The sequence below is a fragment of the Bradyrhizobium sp. WSM2793 genome (assembly GCF_000379585.1).
Classification (GTDB): domain Bacteria; phylum Pseudomonadota; class Alphaproteobacteria; order Rhizobiales; family Xanthobacteraceae; genus Bradyrhizobium.
On record NZ_KB902814.1, the window covers coordinates 21,742 to 41,001 of the forward strand.

At 57.9% G+C, this 19,260-nt stretch carries 15 protein-coding genes and 1 pseudogene; 11 read left to right on the forward strand and 5 right to left on the reverse strand.

Annotated features, from left to right (window positions below; genetic code table 11):
- The 11 genes from nodI (at position 1) to A3AS_RS50195 (ending at position 14,283) form a co-directional block, all read left to right on the forward strand.
- Positions 1 to 921 (forward strand): nodulation factor ABC transporter ATP-binding protein NodI, encoded by a 921-nt coding sequence (gene nodI / locus A3AS_RS0136260; RefSeq protein WP_018322354.1) that lies wholly within the window; start codon positions 1 to 3, stop codon positions 919 to 921.
- 3 nt (positions 922 to 924) lie between these two features.
- Positions 925 to 1,713 carry an ABC transporter permease gene (locus A3AS_RS0136265; protein WP_018322355.1) on the forward strand — a complete coding sequence of 263 codons (789 nt, stop codon included), beginning with the start codon at positions 925 to 927 and terminating at the stop codon, positions 1,711 to 1,713.
- A 319-nt stretch (positions 1,714 to 2,032) separates the two neighbouring features.
- The gene (locus A3AS_RS0136270) at positions 2,033 to 4,060 is read left to right on the forward strand and encodes a carbamoyltransferase (protein ID WP_026202728.1); all 2,028 of its coding nucleotides are present in this window, start codon (positions 2,033 to 2,035) and stop codon (positions 4,058 to 4,060) included.
- Positions 4,061 to 4,226: 166 nt separating this feature from the next.
- A complete protein-coding gene (locus A3AS_RS0136275; RefSeq protein WP_018322356.1) occupies positions 4,227 to 5,339 on the forward strand; it encodes a nodulation protein NodZ in 1,113 nt (370 codons plus the stop codon).
- Positions 5,336 to 5,542 carry a hypothetical protein gene (locus A3AS_RS0136280; protein ID WP_018322357.1) on the forward strand — a complete coding sequence of 69 codons (207 nt, stop codon included), beginning with the start codon at positions 5,336 to 5,338 and terminating at the stop codon, positions 5,540 to 5,542. The genes A3AS_RS0136275 and A3AS_RS0136280 overlap by 4 nt, the downstream gene beginning before the upstream one ends.
- 581 nt (positions 5,543 to 6,123) lie before the next feature.
- On the forward strand, positions 6,124 to 6,960 hold the full coding sequence (locus tag A3AS_RS0136285) for an SDR family NAD(P)-dependent oxidoreductase (protein WP_018322358.1): 837 nt from the start codon (positions 6,124 to 6,126) through the stop codon (positions 6,958 to 6,960).
- 186 nt (positions 6,961 to 7,146) lie between these two features.
- On the forward strand, positions 7,147 to 8,970 hold the full coding sequence (nifA, locus tag A3AS_RS0136290; RefSeq protein ID WP_018322359.1) for a nif-specific transcriptional activator NifA: 1,824 nt from the start codon (positions 7,147 to 7,149) through the stop codon (positions 8,968 to 8,970).
- A gap of 523 nt (positions 8,971 to 9,493) precedes the next feature.
- On the forward strand, positions 9,494 to 10,336 hold the full coding sequence (locus A3AS_RS0136295; RefSeq protein WP_026202730.1) for an electron transfer flavoprotein subunit beta/FixA family protein: 843 nt from the start codon (positions 9,494 to 9,496) through the stop codon (positions 10,334 to 10,336).
- Between the two features lie 1,381 nt (positions 10,337 to 11,717).
- Positions 11,718 to 12,797 carry a GFA family protein gene (locus A3AS_RS44255; RefSeq protein ID WP_245283357.1) on the forward strand — a complete coding sequence of 360 codons (1,080 nt, stop codon included), beginning with the start codon at positions 11,718 to 11,720 and terminating at the stop codon, positions 12,795 to 12,797.
- Complete coding sequence (locus tag A3AS_RS0136305; RefSeq protein ID WP_018322360.1) at positions 12,775 to 13,452, forward strand: 2OG-Fe(II) oxygenase; 678 nt, start codon at positions 12,775 to 12,777, stop codon at positions 13,450 to 13,452. Before A3AS_RS44255 ends, A3AS_RS0136305 begins: the two co-directional genes overlap by 23 nt.
- 435 nt (positions 13,453 to 13,887) lie before the next feature.
- A complete protein-coding gene (locus A3AS_RS50195; protein WP_371260737.1) occupies positions 13,888 to 14,283 on the forward strand; it encodes a Ulp1 family isopeptidase in 396 nt (131 codons plus the stop codon).
- Between the two features lie 34 nt (positions 14,284 to 14,317).
- Here A3AS_RS50195 and A3AS_RS0136320 read toward each other — a convergent pair whose 3' ends face one another.
- From A3AS_RS0136320 to A3AS_RS0136335, 5 genes and pseudogenes are all read right to left on the reverse strand, one after another.
- Positions 14,318 to 14,521 carry a helix-turn-helix transcriptional regulator gene (locus A3AS_RS0136320; RefSeq protein WP_018322363.1) on the reverse strand — a complete coding sequence of 68 codons (204 nt, stop codon included), beginning with the start codon at positions 14,519 to 14,521 and terminating at the stop codon, positions 14,318 to 14,320.
- 754 nt (positions 14,522 to 15,275) lie between these two features.
- The gene (locus tag A3AS_RS0136325; protein ID WP_018322364.1) at positions 15,276 to 15,452 is read right to left on the reverse strand and encodes a hypothetical protein; all 177 of its coding nucleotides are present in this window, start codon (positions 15,450 to 15,452) and stop codon (positions 15,276 to 15,278) included.
- A 714-nt stretch (positions 15,453 to 16,166) separates the two neighbouring features.
- A complete protein-coding gene (locus A3AS_RS0136330) occupies positions 16,167 to 16,364 on the reverse strand; it encodes a hypothetical protein (protein WP_018322365.1) in 198 nt (65 codons plus the stop codon).
- 54 nt (positions 16,365 to 16,418) lie between these two features.
- Positions 16,419 to 16,493, reverse strand: a pseudogene (locus A3AS_RS49550) (cobalt transporter); the annotation flags it as partial.
- A gap of 539 nt (positions 16,494 to 17,032) precedes the next feature.
- Positions 17,033 to 18,184, reverse strand: a complete 1,152-nt coding sequence (locus tag A3AS_RS0136335) for a TlpA disulfide reductase family protein (protein ID WP_049815088.1) — start codon at positions 18,182 to 18,184, stop codon at positions 17,033 to 17,035.
- Positions 18,185 to 19,260 lie beyond the last annotated feature (1,076 nt).

Genomic DNA, 19,260 nt, shown 5'->3' on the forward strand with positions numbered 1-19,260 from the left:
GTGACCATGTCCACCCTAGCAATTGACCTTGCCGGCGTAAGAAAATCATTTGGCGACAAGGCCATCGTCAATGAGCTGTCGTTCTCGGTCGCGCGCGGTGAATGCTTTGGCCTTCTCGGGCCGAATGGAGCTGGCAAGAGCACGATTGCACGCATGCTGCTCGGCATGATCTCGCCGGACGCAGGAAAGATTACGGTCCTCAATGAGCCTGTGCCTGCACGCGCTCGTGTCGCACGTGTGCGTATCGGCGTAGTGCCGCAGTTCGATAACCTTGAACTCGAGTTCACCGTACGAGAGAATCTGCTTGTGTTTGGCCGCTATTTCGGCATGAGCGCTCGCAACATTGAGGCGGTCGCGCCCTCGCTGCTCGAGTTTGCGCGCCTCGAAAGCAAGGCGGATGTGCGCGTCTCCAAGTTGTCCGGTGGCATGAAGCGGCGGCTGACGCTGGCGCGTGCCCTGATTAATGATCCCCATCTACTCGTGATGGACGAGCCGACGACTGGTCTGGATCCGCATGCACGCCACCTGATTTGGGAACGCCTGCGGGTCCTGCTTGCGCGTGGCAAGACGATCCTATTGACCACTCACTTCATGGAAGAGGCCGAACGCCTATGCGATCGGCTGTGCGTGCTTGAGAGTGGATGTAAGATCGCCGAAGGCAAGCCGGCCGCCTTGATCGACGAGCATATCGGCTGCAACGTGATCGAAATCTATGGCGGTGATCCACATCAGCTCCGCGAGCTGATCAGGCCTTACGCGCGGCACATCGAAGTGAGTGGAGAGACGCTTTTTTGTTATGCGCAATATCCGGAGCAGGTACGCCTGCACCTGCGCGGGCAAGCGGACCTTCGCGTTCTGCAGCGCCCGCCGAATCTCGAAGACGTGTTTTTGCGGCTCACCGGGCGCGAGATGGAGAAGTGAGGGATGGGTGAAAGCTATGCGGCGGTAATGCCCGCTAACGCGTACAACTGGATCGCGGTATGGCGTCGAAATTTCCTGGCATGGAGGAAAGTCGCGCTTGCATCGCTTCTCGGCAACCTCGCAGATCCCATAACCAATCTGCTCGGCCTTGGCTTTGGCCTCGGCCTCATCGTGGGACGGGTCGAGGGGACTTCGTACATCGCTTTTCTGGCGGCGGGTATGGTCGCGATCAGCGCCATGACATCCGCGACGTTTGAAACCCTGTATGCAGCCTTTGCTCGCATGGATGCCAAGCGCACCTGGGAAGCAATTCTGTTCACACAGCTCACGCTTGGCGACATCGTTCTAGGTGAATTGGTGTGGGCGGCCAGTAAGTCCGTTCTGGCCGGGACAGCAATTGGGATTGTCGCTGCCACGTTGGGTTATGCATCCTGGACGTCGATTTTCTGTGCGATACCAACAGTCGCCCTTACCGGCCTTGTCTTTGCCAGCCTGGCAATGGTCGTCATATCTCTTGCGCCAACGTATGATTACTTCGTGTTTTACCAGTCACTCATCCTTAGCCCTATGGTGTTTCTGTGTGGCGCGGTCTTTCCGATGAGCCAACTGCCCGGCTCATTTCAGCACTTCGCCGGATTGTTGCCGCTCGCACATTCGGTCGACCTTATTCGCCCAGTGATGCTTGAGCGCGGCGCCGGCGACGCTGTGCTGCATGTCGGTGCGCTTTGCTTGTACGCGGTATTGTCCTTCTTCGTGTCGACGGTACTGTTTCGGCGCCGCCTGCTGCGTTGACGTGAGTTGAGCGATAACGGAGAAAGTGAAATAGATGCAAGGTCACGATGCTTTCTGCGCTAGCTCGGGAAGACCTGGTCTGTCACAGCAGATGCTGAATGGCCTTAAGAGCGCCGCGATCGAGCCAGGTCTACGGCCGCCTGTTCAGTCGATTGGTGCGGACGCCACCGCCGTTATTTTCTGAGCGCCTGTCGCTAGCCGCCGAGACGGACTTGAAGATCCTGGTTGTGCTGTTTGGCCCGTGCAGCCGACGGAGCGTGACTGTACAGATAGATGGAACGGCAGTTGACCTTCCCGTCATCATCGAATGGAGATTGAGATGTTGTGCCTGGGAATTAGTGGCGGACTTGACCGAATCTATGAAAGCTCGCCGGAGTTGCCGAATACATTTCTTCACGATGGAGCTGCGGTCCTTGTGCGCGATGGCCGCGTGATCGCTGCCGTCGAAGAGGAACGCCTCAATCGCATCAAGCACTCCAACAAGCTCCCGAGCAATTCGATCCGATACTGCCTTTCCATCGCAGGAGTTGAGCTCGGCGAGATCGACCGTGTCGCGTTCTACGCGACTGAAGCCTACTGCAATACTATGCTCGAGCGTCTTTCTGTTTTTCAGCCCGTTCCGCTGGACGCCAAATTGTTGCTGCGGCAGCTGCTGGCACGGGAGTTCGGCGCCGAGATCGATCCGTCCCGGCTTTCCTTCGTGAATCACCACGAGGCGCATGCCGTGAGCGCGTTTGCTATGTCCGGGTTCGAGCAAAGTCTCGTTTTTACGATCGACGGCGGTGGCGATCTTCTCTCGGGCTTATTGGCGGTGGGGTCTGGCACCGAAATTGCGAAACTTGCAACCTTCCCGGAAGATAACTCCCTGGGACTGTTCTATCTCGAGACGATCCGGTATCTCGGCTACGGGTTATTCGACGAGTACAAAGTGATGGGGCTTGCGCCGTACGGTGATCCCGCTCCCTATCGCGAGCTCTTCGCGCGGTTCTACGAGTTGTTGGACAACGGTGGCTATCGCGTTCACCTGGATCGAATCGGTCCGGCCCTAGTCCGCAACATCGAGGTTCGGCGAAAAGGAATGCCATTCACCCAACAGCATCGAGATGTCAGCGCTTCGCTGCAGGAAGCGCTGGAGCGGATCGTGTTTCACATCCTGCGCCACTATCGCGAAGCGACGGGCATGACTCGCTTGTGCCTGGCTGGGGGTGTAGCCCATAATTGCACGCTGAACGGTAAGCTGCTTTATTCCGGGCTATTTGACGACATCTTTGTCCAACCCGCAGCGCACGACGCCGGTTGCGCACTCGGCGCTGCATTGATGATGTCAAACGAGCTGGGCAGGCCAGCGCCGCGCGAGCGACTGCCGGACGTTTATTGGGGGCCCGATCTCGGAACCGAGCAAGCCGTAGAGCATGAGCTCAACGCATGGTCAGGCCACCTCGACATTCAACGAAGTGATGACATAGCATCCAGTGCGGCAGAATGGATGGCAAATGGCGCTGTAATCGGCTGGGTTCAGGGCCGCTCTGAATTCGGCCCACGTGCGCTTGGTAACCGCAGCATTCTTGCGGACCCGCGGCCTGCGGAAAACAAGGACCGCATCAACGCGATGGTCAAGAAGCGCGAGGGCTATCGCCCGTTTGCGCCATCTGTACTGGAGGAGGATGCGAGCGAGTTCTTTGAGCTCCCGGACGGCACGCGGCGGCTCCCCTTCATGAACTTCGTGGTTCGTGTGCGTGAAGCCAAGCGTAACGTGCTCGGTGCGATCACGCACGTTGATGGGACCGCTCGGCTGCAGACAGTATCGCGCAAGACAAACCCCACCTATTGGGATGCAATTAATGCGTTCAAGAGGCGAACCGGCATCCCGCTTCTTCTAAATACGTCATTTAACAACAATGCCGAGCCGATCGTGGAGTCCGTTTCAGATGCGATCACCACGTTCTTGACGACTGACCTGGACGGACTTGTTGTTGGGCCTTTCCTCGTCAGGAAGCGGGCAGCATCACTGCAGGATTGGAGTGCACTGGGCGTTTCATTGCCGCCGTATGCATCCCTTCATCGTGTTCGCTCCCACACGGGGCCAGATCGTCAGGAAACGGTCTGCGAGATCCGCACGGGACATTCCGGCCGCGACAGTATGCGTATCTCATATGAGCTTTTCGAGATCTTGATGCGGATCGAGGGCGAGGCGTCGCTCGGCTCGCTTCTCGACGCAACCATGCTGGGCCAGGGCAAGCGTGAAGATCTCGTGAAGGAATTGCGGCTCGTGTGGGAGCTGCGGGGCGTTCGCCTGCATCCGCCGCGCGCGGCTTGCGGCCGCAATAAACTGCAAAGCGAAACATAGCCGGAGCTCAGAGCATGGCCATGCTTATGCCTGCATGTGAGGAGGCCTGGCCATCCGACGCACAAGGTTCATCGGCCATCCGACTGAAATCGGCACGCCGACGCAACACCGCCGAAGAAAGACGGAAAGTGTTGAGAGAACGCGGCCCATCACGGAAAGTGCTGCTATGAAGTTCTACCGACGCAGCTCACCGGCACCGCGATTTCAGACCATGACGCCGGACAAGATAATACGTGAGATGTCTGCAACGACGTCTCTTGTCCAACCAGGAGCCCGGGAAGAGGCAATGCAGATGCTTAGCGGTTCGAGGAATGATCGGTTCGTAGTTTCCCGGCGCCGTACGGGGTTCGGCGACTGCCTGTGGTCACTGGCGGCTGCCTGGCGTTTCGCAAAGCAGACAGGACGGACGCTAGCCATTGATTGGCGGGGATCTTGTTATCTCGATGAGCCATTCACGAACGCCTTTCCAGTCTTCTTCGAACCGATTCAAGACATTGCTGGCGTGCGGGTGATTTGCGACGACGAGATCAATCGGCGTTTATTTTCGGGACCATTCTTCCCGGCATGGTGGAACAAGCCATCCATCGATTGCGTCTATCGCCCGGACGAGCAGATTTTCCGGGAACGCGACGAGCTCGATCAACTGTTCCAGAGTCAGAAAGATAGTGATGCTAAGACGGTTGTGTGTGACGCCTGCCTAATGTGGCGCTGCGATCAGGAGGCCGAACGAGAAATCTTTCGAAGCATCAAGCCACGACCTGAAATTCAGGCTCGGATTGATGCTATCTACCGCGAGCACTTTGAGCCGTACAGCGTAATCGGCATTCATGTCCGGCATGGCAACGGCGAGGATATTATGGGGCATGCTCCCTACTGGGCCGACCCGGAGCGCGCCTTGCGACAGGTCTGTAATGCCATTGATAAGGCCAGGGGGTTAGCCCACGCAAAACCCGTGAGGGCGTTGCTGTGCACGGACAGCGCGCTCGTCCTTGAGAAGATTTCGACTATATTTCCCGATGTTTTCACGATCCCAAAACGCTTCCAGGCGCCTGAGGCCGGCCCATTGCACAACGCCGCGCTCGGAGCCGAGGGCGGCTTTTCCGCCCTCATCGAAATGTATCTCCTTGCGCGGTGCGACACCGTGATCCGTTTTCCCCCGACGAGCGCCTTCACGCGCTATGCGCGTCTCTTTGCACCACGCGTTATAGAATTCGATTTGAACGATCCGAGCCGATTGATCCTGATTGAAGAAACCTTGCAAGAGCTCGTGGCTTCATGAAAGTCGTAGCCCGCTTGATCGATCTGATTGTCGCTCTTTGCATCCAGCATTACTGGCAGTTCTTTTCGAGGCGGCAATTGTCGGTCCAAAGTGATGCTCTGCCGCGGACTTCCACCGGAGAACAGAACGATGCGGCGGCCGAATGTCTTCCGCTGAAGCTGGACGTCGACAACAATGGCCTTAACGTGCTGCCGCCGCGTTAAACAGGTCGAACACGTCTTCGTCGTCGCCTCGGGCGGACCGCAAGTCGAAGCTAGTCGGTGGTTGATCGCGGATGAACATATCGAAATGTTCTCCGTTCAGCCGGCGAGTTCCGTCTTGGCGGTCGGGCACTCGCTTTGCGGACGGGCGCTCTCGAGATCCACTATTTGGGGCCGAACATTCATGGTCCGGAATCGATGCGCCCGGCGATGTGCCAGTGCTGGACACAGCAGAGCAGGGCGCGATGAAGTCAGCATCAGTTGCCGACGAATCTAACGTGCGAAGCTGGTAACGTCAGCTTTCGAGTTGACGCGGCTACTGGCCGCGGCCGCTATCCTGATCGATCGTTGTTTCGACGAGGCGCTGGCCATCCGCTGGCTGTTGTGCGATCGGGAGAGAGTATGCTCGCGACATTACGTAGCTGATGCACGATCACTGTCACAAAGCGCACGCACCGTGTCTTGAACCCGCCAAGCATTCCGCTTGCGCGACATTAGGACGCAAAACGGAAGCGGATTTACGTGCATCGCAGTGGCACAAACTCTGCTACGCGTGCGCCGGCGCAACAGGAGAGGAGGCGGGCGTGGGTCTCGATCTACCAAATGACGATCTGATCAGAGGCCCGGTGCCCGAAACACATTTGGGCTGCCTGTTTCACGCCGATAAACCCCGTGTTCATCGCGGAGAGCAGAAGACGATGTTGCTGACCGGGGCATCGCGCGGAATTGGTCATGCCACTGCCAAGCTGTTCTCGGAGGCGGGCTGGCGCATCATTTCTTGCGCGCGCCAACCGTTCGACGGCGAGCGATGCCCCTGGGAGGCAGGGAACGAGGATCATGTCCAGATCGACCTCAGCAATCATCGAATGCTGCCGCGCGCGATCACCGAGGTCAAGAAACGCTTGGCGGGTGCACCTTTGCACGCGCTGGTGAATAATGCCGGGGTCTCGCCGAAAACGCCAACTGGCGATCGCATGACATCGTTGACGACGTCAACCGAGACTTGGATGAAGGTGTTCCATCTCAATCTGGTGGCCCCGATCCTGCTGGCGCAGGGTATGTTTGACGAGCTAAGAGCCGCGTCAGGATCGATCGTGAATGTGACTTCGATCGCGGGCTCGCGGGTGCACCCGTTTGCCGGCAGCGCCTATGCGACCTCGAAAGCTGCGCTTGCCAGCCTCACACGTGAGATGGCGCATGATTATGCGCCGCATGGCATTCGCGTGAATGCGATCGCGCCCGGCGAAATCAGGACGGACATGTTATCGCCCGACACAGAAGCGCGCCTCGTGCCAAGTATCCCGCTGCGCAGAGTGGGAACCCCGGATGAAGTGGCCAAGGTCATCTTCTTCCTGTGCTCGGATGCTGCGAGCTATGTCACGGGGGCCGAGGTGCCGATCAATGGTGGGCAACATCTGTGAATCGGCCCGCCTTGGCGACGCAGCTGATTTGAGCTGCAGCAGCGGTACTTATGTTCTCCGCTGACGACGCGCACACAATCCGCAAAAAATGAAATGAAGGCACACCGTAAGTTTACCGTCGTGCCATGAAAAGGTGTTACTGTTCTATCTCATCTCGTCAACACTTGGCGTTAGATCGAGAGTGACATGCAAAACGAAGCTCGCCGACCCGAACAAGGTACGAGGGAGGATGATCAGGACAACGGAGACCGCCTCATGCTGGATATCCCTTCCTCACGCGAAAGACCTGCCTCGCAACCTGAGCCGGAGCGTAAGTTTTCGGGGGAGCCGTTGCGTGAGAGCGCGCTGATCGGCATCTTCGAAATATCGAAAATACTCACCGCTCCTTGTCGGCTCGAAGTCACGTTGGCCAACGTTGTTGGTCTTCTGCAATCGTTTGTGCAGATGCGACACGGCATCGTCTCACTGTTCGACGATGACGGCATGCCGGAAGTTACAGTGGGCGCCGGCTGGAGCGAAGGCAGCGACGAACATTACCGGATGCGCCTGCCGCAGAAGGCAATCGACCAGATCGTCGCGACAGACAGGCCGCTTGTCGCCGAGAACGTGGCCGCCGAGCCTGCATTCAGCGCTGCGGAGCGGGAAGTGCTCGGCGCCTCCGATGATATGCCAGTGTCCTTCATCGGGGTTCCGATCCGCATTGATCCGAAGGTCGTGGGTACGCTGACGATCGACCGTATCCGGGACGATAGGTCAAGTCTCCGGCTCGATTACGATGCGCGGCTGCTCGCGATGATCGCCAACCTGGTGGGACAAACGGTGAAGTTACATCGCTTGTTCGCCTCCGATCGCGAACGACTGATGGCGGAGAAGGATCGTCTCCAAAAGCAGATATATGAGCTCAGGCAGCCCGCTCGGGAGCGCAAGAAGCTACACGTCCATGGGATCATTGGCGACAGTCCTGCGCTGCGCGGGCTGCTCGAGAAGATTGCAGTTGTAGCAAAATCGAACAGCACGGTTCTGCTGCGTGGCGAATCCGGTACCGGGAAGGAACTCGTAGCCAAGGCCATTCACGAATCGTCCTCCCGCGCCAAGCGGCCGTTCGTTAAGCTGAATTGCGCGGCGCTCCCCGAGACCGTCCTGGAATCGGAATTGTTTGGCCATGAAAAAGGTGCCTTTACCGGTGCGTTCAGCTCGCGCAAGGGACGCTTCGAACTTGCTGACAAAGGAACGCTATTTCTTGACGAGATCGGCGAGATCTCAGCTCCGTTCCAGGCGAAGTTGCTGCGCGTCCTGCAAGAGCAGGAGTTCGAGCGCGTCGGCAGCAATCAGACTATTAAGGTCGATGTTCGTGTTATAGCTGCGACCAACAAGAACCTTGAAGAGGCCGTGGCAAAGAGCGAGTTCCGCGCGGACCTTTACTATCGCATCAGCGTAGTTCCCTTGCTGTTGCCGCCGCTGCGTGAAAGACGCAGTGATATTCCGTTGCTTGCCAGCGAGTTCCTCAGGAATTTCAACAATGAGAACGGCCGTACGCTGACTTTGGAGGCGAGTGCGATCGATGTACTGATGAACTGCGGCTTTCCGGGAAATGTCCGCGAACTCGAAAACTGCATCGAGCGGACAGCGACGCTGTGCGCTGGATCATCCATCGTGAGAAGTGACTTTGCATGCTGCCACGGCCAGTGCCTTTCCGCGATGCTGTGGAAAAGCACATCGGACGAGAGGACAGACCAGCCGGCACCCATCCCACCGGTGCCCGCAAAGTCCATCATTCCGCTAGCTGAAGCGACCCCGCCGGTCCAGTCTGTCAGCAGCGAACTGGCCTCACTGGCACCTCCCGGCACAGTCCTCGTTAGTGGCGCGAAGATGGCCGATCGCGAACGGGTCATTGCGGCCATGGAAAAATCTGGCTGGGTGCAGGCCAAGGCAGCGCGCCTGCTCGGACTAACGCCGCGCCAGATCGGCTACGCGCTGAGGAAATACGGAATCGAGATAAAGCGATTCTGAACGACGACATCGGTCGGAACTGCTACTGCCAAATAGCTATGTGAGGACGATTTCCGATAGGCAATCTCGTCGCAATCTGGAGGGAATGGGTTCGCCCTCGGGGTCGAAAGGAGGGCTCACCTGGTTCGGTGAGAGATGGACTTGCGCGCCATGACATACTGATCGTCACCTGCGGGCCATGCAAGCGCGAACCGTCGGTTGCTCAAGATCTAACGAGCTATCATGTCTGTCCGCTCGGACTCGTGAGCGGCAATGCTTCTTGACCGCAACCGGTCCACCGCCCGCTCGTGATCAGCGGCAGTAATCTATCGCAAGCTTCCTGGCGTCACTCAGCTGGCGTGCCTTGCGGAACAGCGCTGTCGCAGCCCTGACTAGTGTCGGCATTCGTTCGTCAACAAGAGCGGCCTAGAGGGGCGCATCATCCGGTCTAAGCTTCTGTGATGTCAAGCCGATTCCAAAAGGGCGGCGATGGTACAACACTTGCTGTGCTCTTCGCAGCTGTCGCAACTTTTGGAGCAACACCGTGCACAATGTCGTCTGCATCAAACAGGTTCCGGACTCGGCGCAGATCCGCGTGCACCCCGTGACCAATACAATTATGCGTCAGGGAGTGCCGACCATCATCAACCCATATGACCTATTCGCGCTCGAGGCCGCGCTGGAGCTGCGCGATCGGTTCGGCGGCGAAATTACCGTGCTTACAATGGGACCGCCATCGGCGGAAGATTCCTTGCGAAAGGCGCTAACTTATGGCGCCGATCGCGCCGTCCTACTCACCGATCGCTGCTTTGCGGGCTCCGACACCCTGGCCACAACGTACGCACTTGCAACAGCCATCCGAAAAATTGGTAAGGAATATGGCCCGACAAACCTCATCTTCACGGGAAAGCAGACCATCGATGGTGATACGGCGCAGGTTGGGCCCGGCATCGCAAAGCGGCTGGGCGTACTGCAGCTAACCTACGTTGCGAAGGTCAGATCCTTAGATCTCGCCGCCCATACAATTGAAGCGGAACGACGCTCCGAAGGTGGTGTCCAGGTGCTGCACACGAGGCTGCCGTGTCTCATCACCATGCTGGAGGCAACGAATCAGATTCGGCGGGGCGCGATGGCGGATGCCTTGCGTGCCGCGCGTGCCCAAATCGTGAAATGGAGCGCGCACGATGCCGGTGTCGAAGACGTCTCCAAATGCGGCCTCAAGGGCTCGCCGACCGTCGTCAAGCGAGTGTTCGCTCCCTCTGCGCGGGCCGAGAAGGCGGCGCTGGTTGAGGCCGCCGAGCAACCGGCGCAGGCGTTGATAGACGCTATTTTCAAGCATCAACCGAAGCTCGAAGCCGATCTTGCGGCGCTTGTCCGTGACGCTTGATCTGGAAAGTCCTGGCAACGGTAGAAACGGTTCAAGGATGTACCAACACCAAGAGGCATCCGCGTCGAGTGAGCGCGCAAGATGTAGCTAGGCATCTCAGCCCGCGACCTGCGCATTCTGGTCCATGGCGTTCTTCGATTGCTCGCGATCACCTGGGACTGGTGTTTCGTAGGCCACGTTATGGCTCGATCGATGCCCGGAGTTGGCCGTGATTGTCAGGCGCATCGACAAAGGGCTGCGCATGCGTCCAGATCCCACTGTATGGTCGTGTTCGACCGCGTTGAGGCCAGTGCTTAGCGCGTAGTTGTCACGAGCGAAGACGGAATACGTCAGCGACCGGGATCACCATGTTAGCGCCCGAACGCCCAAAGCGCTGTCGGGCTGTTCAGGGCGCGAAGCCCACGTATGTGGCTTTTGGACCAATTTCCGCGATTCGACAGCCCTATACCCATTGTGAGTGGCGGCTGGCTCTTCGCCCGTTTGGTTTCTGACGGCCGTACAAGCGCTGTCAGGTTCAATACACTTGCAATGAGGAGGCGGTCGCGAGCGTTTTGGCAATGTATTCAGAATCTCTGGAGTGAGTGCACGAGTTGGCACGGTGATTGCTCGTAAACGTGCAAGAAGACAGCGTGGCGGCGCTCGCGAACGCGAAACCTAGCGGCGGTCTCTTTGAGAAGCTCGTGCCGGCCAGCAGCCGGCATTTTGCGCAGCTTGCGGCCGAAGGCCTCAAGAGCCAGGTAGATGCGGATAGTCCTTGCAATGCTGTACGAAGCTCATAGCGGTTCGATCAACTGGCAGGAGCAGCAGCCGCGAGGGCTTGATCCATTCACGACAGATCGCAAAAGCTGCAAGCGCCCCGGGCGACCAGACACGCCACTTGCGCATGTGACGTTAGCCTCCCGATGGCGTGCGCGGCGCAATATCTCACCATGACTCTGCAAGGGAATCTTGGCCGTGCCGGGCATTCGCGGCATCGGACTGCTCGTGGACTGGAATCCGTCTGGATCGCCGCCGCTCAGTTAATGAACGCGTTCCCTTCGATGCGCGTGAGCAGGACTGAGCATGCCGCTGCCTGCTACCCGCGAAGGTGGCCACGAAGAAAGTCGCCTGGATGGTGAACGCGATCATAAGCCCGTCGAAACCAACGAACTCGCAGCGGCCAATAGTTGGGCCGGACACGAAGTTGCTTCGTCAAGGACCGTTCTCTCCTCATGCCAGGGGTCAAATGACATCTCAAGCGTCTCGATTTACACCCGATCAGCCTCCGCAGATATCCTGCGACTATTTGACGGAGCAAGCGCGAGCCCTGTTCGGCCCGCACCCATTCGCTGCGGAGATGTCCCAGGACCAGGTCGCTAGCCTCCTGCCTGAATACCTGGCGATGTCACAGGCGTTCCCGTACCTGCAGGCCGGATCGCAAAGGGATCTCATATTCGATGCAATGCATCACAATCGAGACCTTGCGAGGGACATTGAACTGACCAGCGTGGTCGCAAATTTCATCTGTTGGGATGAGACGGGTGGCCATGGCCGAATTCTCCAGGGCGGCAAGGCGGCGCTACCCGATATTCTGTTGACTGAAAACTTCCACTCGAACCTGTTTAGAAAGGATGCTTCGCGACTGCTCGGCAGAGCAATACGGCCCAACTACAGCGCCACGACGCAGCGCTACCTGCATTCTCTCTATGCCGGATTGTCATCGAAAGATCCCTTGGTGCGTTGCGCCTACATGGTCGCTTTTGAGCTACATGCTGCGGACATGATCCAGTCGCTATGGACCACTCTGGTCAATAGCTTTAAGGCTCGGTCCGAGGATCTTGAGTACTTCCGCAGCCATGTCGGCGGAGAAGATCCCGCGGAGAAGTATCATGGAGAAATGACAAGCCGGCTGATTGAAAAACTTGTCCCGGCTGACCGTAATGGTCGCTTTTTGGATGAATTCGATCGAGCCTATCGGCTCAGCTTACAGTGGTGCCGCGATCTGCTCCGAATTGTCTCACGTGAGGGAGATGGTCACTCGGAGATCGAACACCATGGCCGTTGTCATTGTGGTTCTGTCAAGTTCTACGTCCGAGCGCCGCGAGAGCTCTGTGCAGTTCGATGCAATTGCTCAATCTGCCAAATGTCTGGATTTCTGCACTTGCTCGTACCTGGCGACAAGCTTGGCATTGAGTGCGGCGAAGAATTCCTCACGGTGTACCAGTTCAACAAGAACATCGCTCGGCACACGTTTTGCCGGGTTTGTGGCGTAAAGCCATTTTATAAGCCGCGGTCGAACCCCTCCGGATTCAGCGTAAATGTTCGATGCCTGGATAAAAGGACCATCGAAGGCCTAAGAATAAGCGAGTTCGATGGCGAGCATTGGGAGCAAGCATTCCGCTCGATGCACCAGGACCTGGAGTCCTGCGTCGAAGATCAAAACCCTGGAGTGAACTCGAATGGCGCATGCAATGAAAGATAAATCCCGTCTGCTTTCAGAAGAAGCTCTGACAAAATACCGCGTAGAGCTGTTGGTGAAGGGGACGGTCGTGATCGGCCCCCAGATATTGTTCACCCAAGATGACTTGGCCAAGATCGATCAGCTGCAGGACGAGATTGCCGAAGAAGAAGTGAGGGAGGGAGATGCCGGCGACTCGCACAATGTCTTTGTCAAACGCGTGAGGGTAGACCCGCCCGGCCGCGCGCCTAGCAACGTGGGTGGTGCAGCTCCAGGGCAGATCATGGAACTACTTGAAAGGAAAGACCGCAGCTTCGCGCTAAAAAAGATCTTGGGAGCCACGTCAGATTACGTGATTCGTCGATGCCAAATGCATCGGATGCCTCCTGGTTCCTTTGTTGGCATCCATCTGGATGCTGCGAGCGACCCGGATTTCGAGTACTCGGTGATTGTGCAGCTCGCGAGAGACTTCGAGGGGGGTGAGTTCGTCGTATATCCAAGCGGGTACGAACACCAGGTATTCCGACCGCCATTTGGCGCCGTGCTTGTCACCACATGTAAGCTCCGGCATGAGGTGAAGCCTGTGCTGACCGGTGAGCGCCGATCGCTGGTCTACTTCTGTTCTAAACGCAGCGGCGCGAACCGCCGGATCATCGAAAGCTCTACCGCAGGGCTATGAGGTGGGGTGGCTGAAATGCGTTTTCGAATGAATTAGGTAACGGGTCAGGGGAGGTTGGTAGCTTGGCCACGTCGCGGTCAGACTGTCACTCGCAAAAGGCTGCCACAATGCCGGTCGGAAGGAACGGCTAGCCTTGATGCCTAAAGGCCACTACGCGTAATCCGAGCAGAGGTTGCTCAGGGTAGTTGTGGCAAGTCATCGTCGCGGCCCCGAACCGGGAGGCGTGTCGGCGCGTGCGCGATGGGCACGGCCGACTAGGCGCTCGTGGAAGAAGAGTTGCGGAGGAAAGATCCGGATCTCGCCGTCCAGACCCGGTTCCTTCAACCCTCGCAAGCGCAGCTCCTGCGCTTGATCCCGAGCCAGAGCGATCGCGTACAAACCTTCCGGCAGATCGTCAATGATCAGGATGGCAACGATACCACCAACTTCCTGTTCGTGCCTGTTAACGATGGTGGCGTTAGTGGCGGCGGCGCCCACTGGTCGCTTCTGCTGGTTGATCGGCGCGTGCCCACCGCGCCGGTTGCATATCACTATGACTCCGCCCGGTCTCGCAACAGCACCGTTGCAGAACAGCTCGCAGCACGTCTGGGCTACCGTCTGCAACCGGCCCGCATGGCCCGGCAGCAGAACGGCCATGATTGCGGAGTCTATGTGGTAGACGCGACGCGAGCGCTGATTGGACGATTGGCGCAGGGCGAGCGGCCTGCACCTCGAGCACCTCATCGCCGATCGGCCGGCACAGCGCCTGTATTATGGCTATACAGCTGCGGGCGCGTAATTCGCTTCGCATTCCGCCGGAGCAACCCACAGTTGCCCCTTACATTTCGCTAGATCTGCATCAGCGGCAACGGAACCGCGGCAGTTACTAAATAAGACGCCGTGCCTTGACGACGCACTGGGTACGGCTGGTCATTTCCAGCTTTCGCATCGCATTCTTGACGTGAAAATTGACGGTGTTCTCGCTCACTTTCAGGATGACGCCGATGACGCAGGATGACTTCCCCTCCTGAGTCCATCGCAAGCACTGTCTTTCCCGTTCCGACAGCACAACCTCTTGCACATCCGCCATGACTTTCTCCTGGAGCCGAGAGCACGTGGAATGAGATCAGCAAATGCCATACCAGTCAGTGGCACCGCAAACTCTCGCGGCAGGACAAGATCTTGGGAGATTGCCGGTTCACTTCTCCAGAGACTGCCATCCAACTGCAGCCCTATCGACGGGATTGCGACATATGTCGAAAACGCAACAGCAGTATTTACGACAACCGTAGCAGTCGATATTTGCTCAACATCTGTGAGCTGGATATCACCCTTTGGCCAGGCGCTCCTCCCGCAAGGGGTGAATGCTCTGTGAAGAGCCGTAGCACCCGGCTCGCGAGCCGAGATCCTTCATTTGCACCAAAGCTTTCCTTTCCAACGTGTCGGCTCCGATCCATCCATCACAACAGCCCCGCGTTCGGCGCCCATCCTATGGCGATAATGCAAGCTTTTACGTCCCAATCAACTACCAACGCTGGTCATTGATCGGCATCACAACAAAAAGGTATGAGCAGTGAGGTTTGGGAATCCCCAGTCGATTCAGCCTCAGGCGATCATGCTCTAGTTCGAGTTTTGCGGTCTGCTGATCGTATGTGCCGGCGCCATTTGTGCAGCCCCGGGAAGTTCGTCGGTGCTAGATGTGATTGCGGCCTTTGTGGGCTTGGGGGGACTTGAGGCGATTGGCGTTGGCCTCAAACTTTTGCCCGCCAGCCAAACGCGCAACCTGTGGCAGGTTCGTTAGGGCTGCGCCGAGCCCGTATGGAAGGCGCTCGATGTCACGACTCCTAAATGGCGCAGCGGGATCTCTCCTGGGCGACCGTGACCGCGGTAAGGCCCAACATCACGTTGCCGGTGATTCCGAAATGGAGGCGGTAGAGCCACCAGATTGCGCAGCACCGGTCGAGATCGGAAATGGCGAGCGCGCGCTTTATTGCTACACCCATCCGCGCCATCGGCTTCATTCCACGTGTCATCTGGAAACCTCGACGTCTCGGGGCCAGTGCTCTCCATTTAGTGCGTTTCGGTCGGTGATGGCTCGCTGTCGGGCGCGTGCATCTGCAATACATTGGGAGCTGATGTTCGCCATGGCATTCTTTTCCGCGTTTTGAAGCTGGTTGAGCACTCGCCTATGTGCATCCAACCTTGCCGTAACCTTATATGGAAGTACTGCTTCCAAAACGCCCACATCTGGTAGTGACAATTGACAGGACTCCTGTCCGATAAGTGCGCGCACGCAATCCCACTGCTGCACAAAGCACCTGCGCCACTTGCCACTGTCGTTGCGGCTATCCGAACTTTGCTGCTACCTCCTTCAGAAATACCTCCGCGCCCAAGACAATCTGGGCTCGCACCGGCAGGGTTTCCGAGGGGCAGCCAACGCCATCGTCTCCGGCCGTATCAAATCGCTCAGCATGGGGCCTGCCAGCTGTCGCGGGTCGAATGCTCCATCGCGACTGTCCGAAAGACCGCGCAGACGCGATGCCGCTCTAGCGTTGCGTGTCCACTCAGCCTCCGCTCTTAGGCCACGAGCTCAATGTTGAAGATTGTCGCAGTAGGGGCGTTTTCCTAGGAGAAGCCCTTTCGTTAATCGCGAAGTTGATCGCCTCAACCGGCGGGCATAGACAACACTCCTGCTGATGTTCGTGCCGATAGCGGTCGGCGGCGTCGTACTCGTCTCAGGATACGCACTCGGCTACATGCTCAGCGTGAGCTTGAGCGCAAGGTAGCAGGCCTTCCTGGCTCGCCTGTGTGACGGCGTCGCAGATTTTGATTGAAGCCACGATCGTGTCCATGTGCTCCAGCACCGCGACGCGCTTCTCGTATGGCGCCCCGATCACGAACTGCAGGCCGAGCTTCTTGTAGAAGCTCATCATCTGGGCCTCCGCACGATACGCCAGTCACGAGGAGCAGCAGGAGGCCGAGCGCGAGCCAGCCGCTGCTGGCGCCGCGCCGAACAACAGGAACAACGTCGAGCCGAGGATGAAGTGTACCTCGGAGACCCCGGCCGCCGTTCGATCCAGACCCTATGTGCCCAATGCCGCGCCGTCCGAGGGATGCGATAAATGCCCCGGAGTCTGGGGGGTGCGGGCGAAATCTTCTACCCATTTCACCCGCTCTTCGCGTAAGCGCTTAGCTGAAGCGCCTCACGCTTTGCGGGCTCCTCGGGCTGAGAGCATCGATCTGAGACATCGGCTCAGCCTTGCGCGATCCGAGCTTGTGTGAGCCAGGTATGCGGGATCGCCGTCACTCATATTTGCCCCTCTGCAGATCGTGGGGATGACCACCTAGCTCCGGCCTCGGCCATGGCTGTACGCAAAGGTGCATTTTGCAAGAAAGTGTTCAGCATTTGACCGCGAGAGACTTTGCGTTATGGGATCGCGCCGCGACTTCACCTGGAAGATCACCTCCGCGTCGATCCGGACGGAGGTCATGTCCGAACCTCCAACGTGCCACAAACGATCCACCGCTGCGCACGCTGATCGCTAATTGCCGCTGGCCCACCGGATAAATGGACGAATTGACCGGTGAGCAGCTCAGATCGTTACCCTTTTTCATCTTTTCTCTCCGGCGCTTGCCCTTTGATACTTTGCGAGACGCCGGGTTGCGGAGTCGCACAAAGAGACCCATAGCAAGCCTTTTGAGCCTTGTAGTTGGCCAACGTTTGGACCAATACCGATGTAACCGGCTGTTTCAGTTTGTCCGGGATAGCTGCGGGGCCGTCCAGCGACTTCAGCGTCACCTCGATCAACTCGATCGCGCGATCCTTGTTGCCGCTCTCGTAATGGTACTGAGCGACCGCCGGATAGGACCGGAACTTTGGGGCCTCGCCGCGTTGCGGAGGATTCACTGCCAGAATGTGTTCGGATAACTCATTGCCCATCGCAAAGCGCTCGGCCTGCGGCAAATGAGAGTTGTCATTCGCCGGATCAAAGAGTTGGCGCATCGCCCCGACCATCCACAGCTCGGAGTTTTTGTTGATCGCGTCACGAACCAATTGGCGCATCACCGGCAGGCCGGCTTGCAAGTCGTGCATTTTGTGAAGCAACAGATCCGCATGGAGCAGGCGGAAGTTCACGTCATCCGGCAGAACAGCGACGGCTTCTTCGACCACCGAAAGCGCCTTCGCCCAATCCTGCGCCTTCAGCGCCGGCGTCAGTTTGGCGAAGATCGGCATTGTGAGTTTGCCCTCGGCGATCCGCTCTGCATCGGCGGCTTTCGCTTCATCGCTGATGCGCCAGCTGCCGGTCAGAATCTTCGGCAAAACGTCATCGAGTTGCGTCGGGGAACCGATAAAGGCGATGTGGCCGTCACGGTCGACGACGAACGATGTGGGGATCCCGACAGAAAAGCTGGAATCCATCCAAAGCTTGTCCATTTCGCGTGTGTAGTCGAACCCGACCCGATAGTTGAGATTCGGCAACTTTTCGGTCAACCATGCGTCCAACTTACTTCGGGCCTCGTCCGCTGTTTGAGCGCGTTCACGAGCTGCTATTCCGAGGACCTCAACTCCGCTATATCTGTATTTCTCTTGCAGCTGTACCAGATCGGACAGCGCCGCCAGACAGGGGGCGCACCAAGTTGCCCAAAATTCGACGATGTACACTTTCCCGGGCTGGAAGCTCGTGAGGGGCTGACCACGCAGCCAGTTCTCCACCTTGATCGGAGGAGCTGGAGATTCTAAGCCCAGCGCCATGTTACTCTCCAAAATTATTGTCAGAGGTTGCGCGACGTTTTGCGCTAGCTGATCTCCGATCGCGACCGCGACCGAGAGGGGTGGTGCCTTGGTGTAGGCGGGCTGCCGAGCGAGATCCGCAGCGAATGTCGGTGTCGCCGCGCTAAGCGTGACGACACACAAATTCGCAAGCAACAAGCTCTTGCTCTCACAAGCGGGCCACATCGGTTCAAGAAAGGATAGCATCGCTCGTTTCGCCTCTGGGTGCGCTCAGCACTTTCAGTACTGCTACACCCTAGTAGCAACGTCCGTGCCAGCATCGTCTGCGCGCATTAAGTGCCCAATTGCGCATGAATAGCTCAACGGCACTTCACGGCGACCAGTGTTTTGAATCCGACTGGCTTTGTGCCGCTGTCGGACTTTGAACAAGAATTGCGCACTTCGCGTCGCCAGAAAACTGAGATGTTGTGAGCCGCCGAACGAAACTTGGTAATCCCTGTCCCTAGCAGATAGGATTAGAGGCGAGCGACGATGTAGATCGGACTGGAACGAGCCAAAGCCCGTGGACCGGGGACACGTGTTCTGGTCGATGACGATGGAACCATTCGCGGCACTGCAGATGATGCCGCGGATCGGGGAGGCTTTGAAACTGTCAGTGCTCGCCATCACGCCAAGCGGTCCCTGCACCAAAAACTGGTACTTCGATTAGTTTGCTGTCCAGCCGCGTGTACCAGGGGGTCCCTGACGTCCCTATCGACTTCGAAAACCGTTGGCCCTCGATCGAAACAGATGCCGCCGATCGCCTCGATGGAGAAGGCTTATACAGGCGTTCACCTCCAGGTTTCTGACCAGGAGGCCGGCTGGACCCACCCGTTAGCGGCGCGCATCACTTCCTCGTCTCTTTGCGCAAGCTGCGGACCTTCAAGACCCATCGCGCTACAGCTGGATGACAGGTATCGAATAGGCAGATGGCGGCCCCTGCAATATGCGATAACCGCGGTACTGCGGAGCTAAACAGTGTGGCCCTAAGCAGCGTCGCCGAGGTCGCTTGACAACGGACGGGCCGCAGCGAGCGAGCCTTGGCGCTGCTTTCTTAA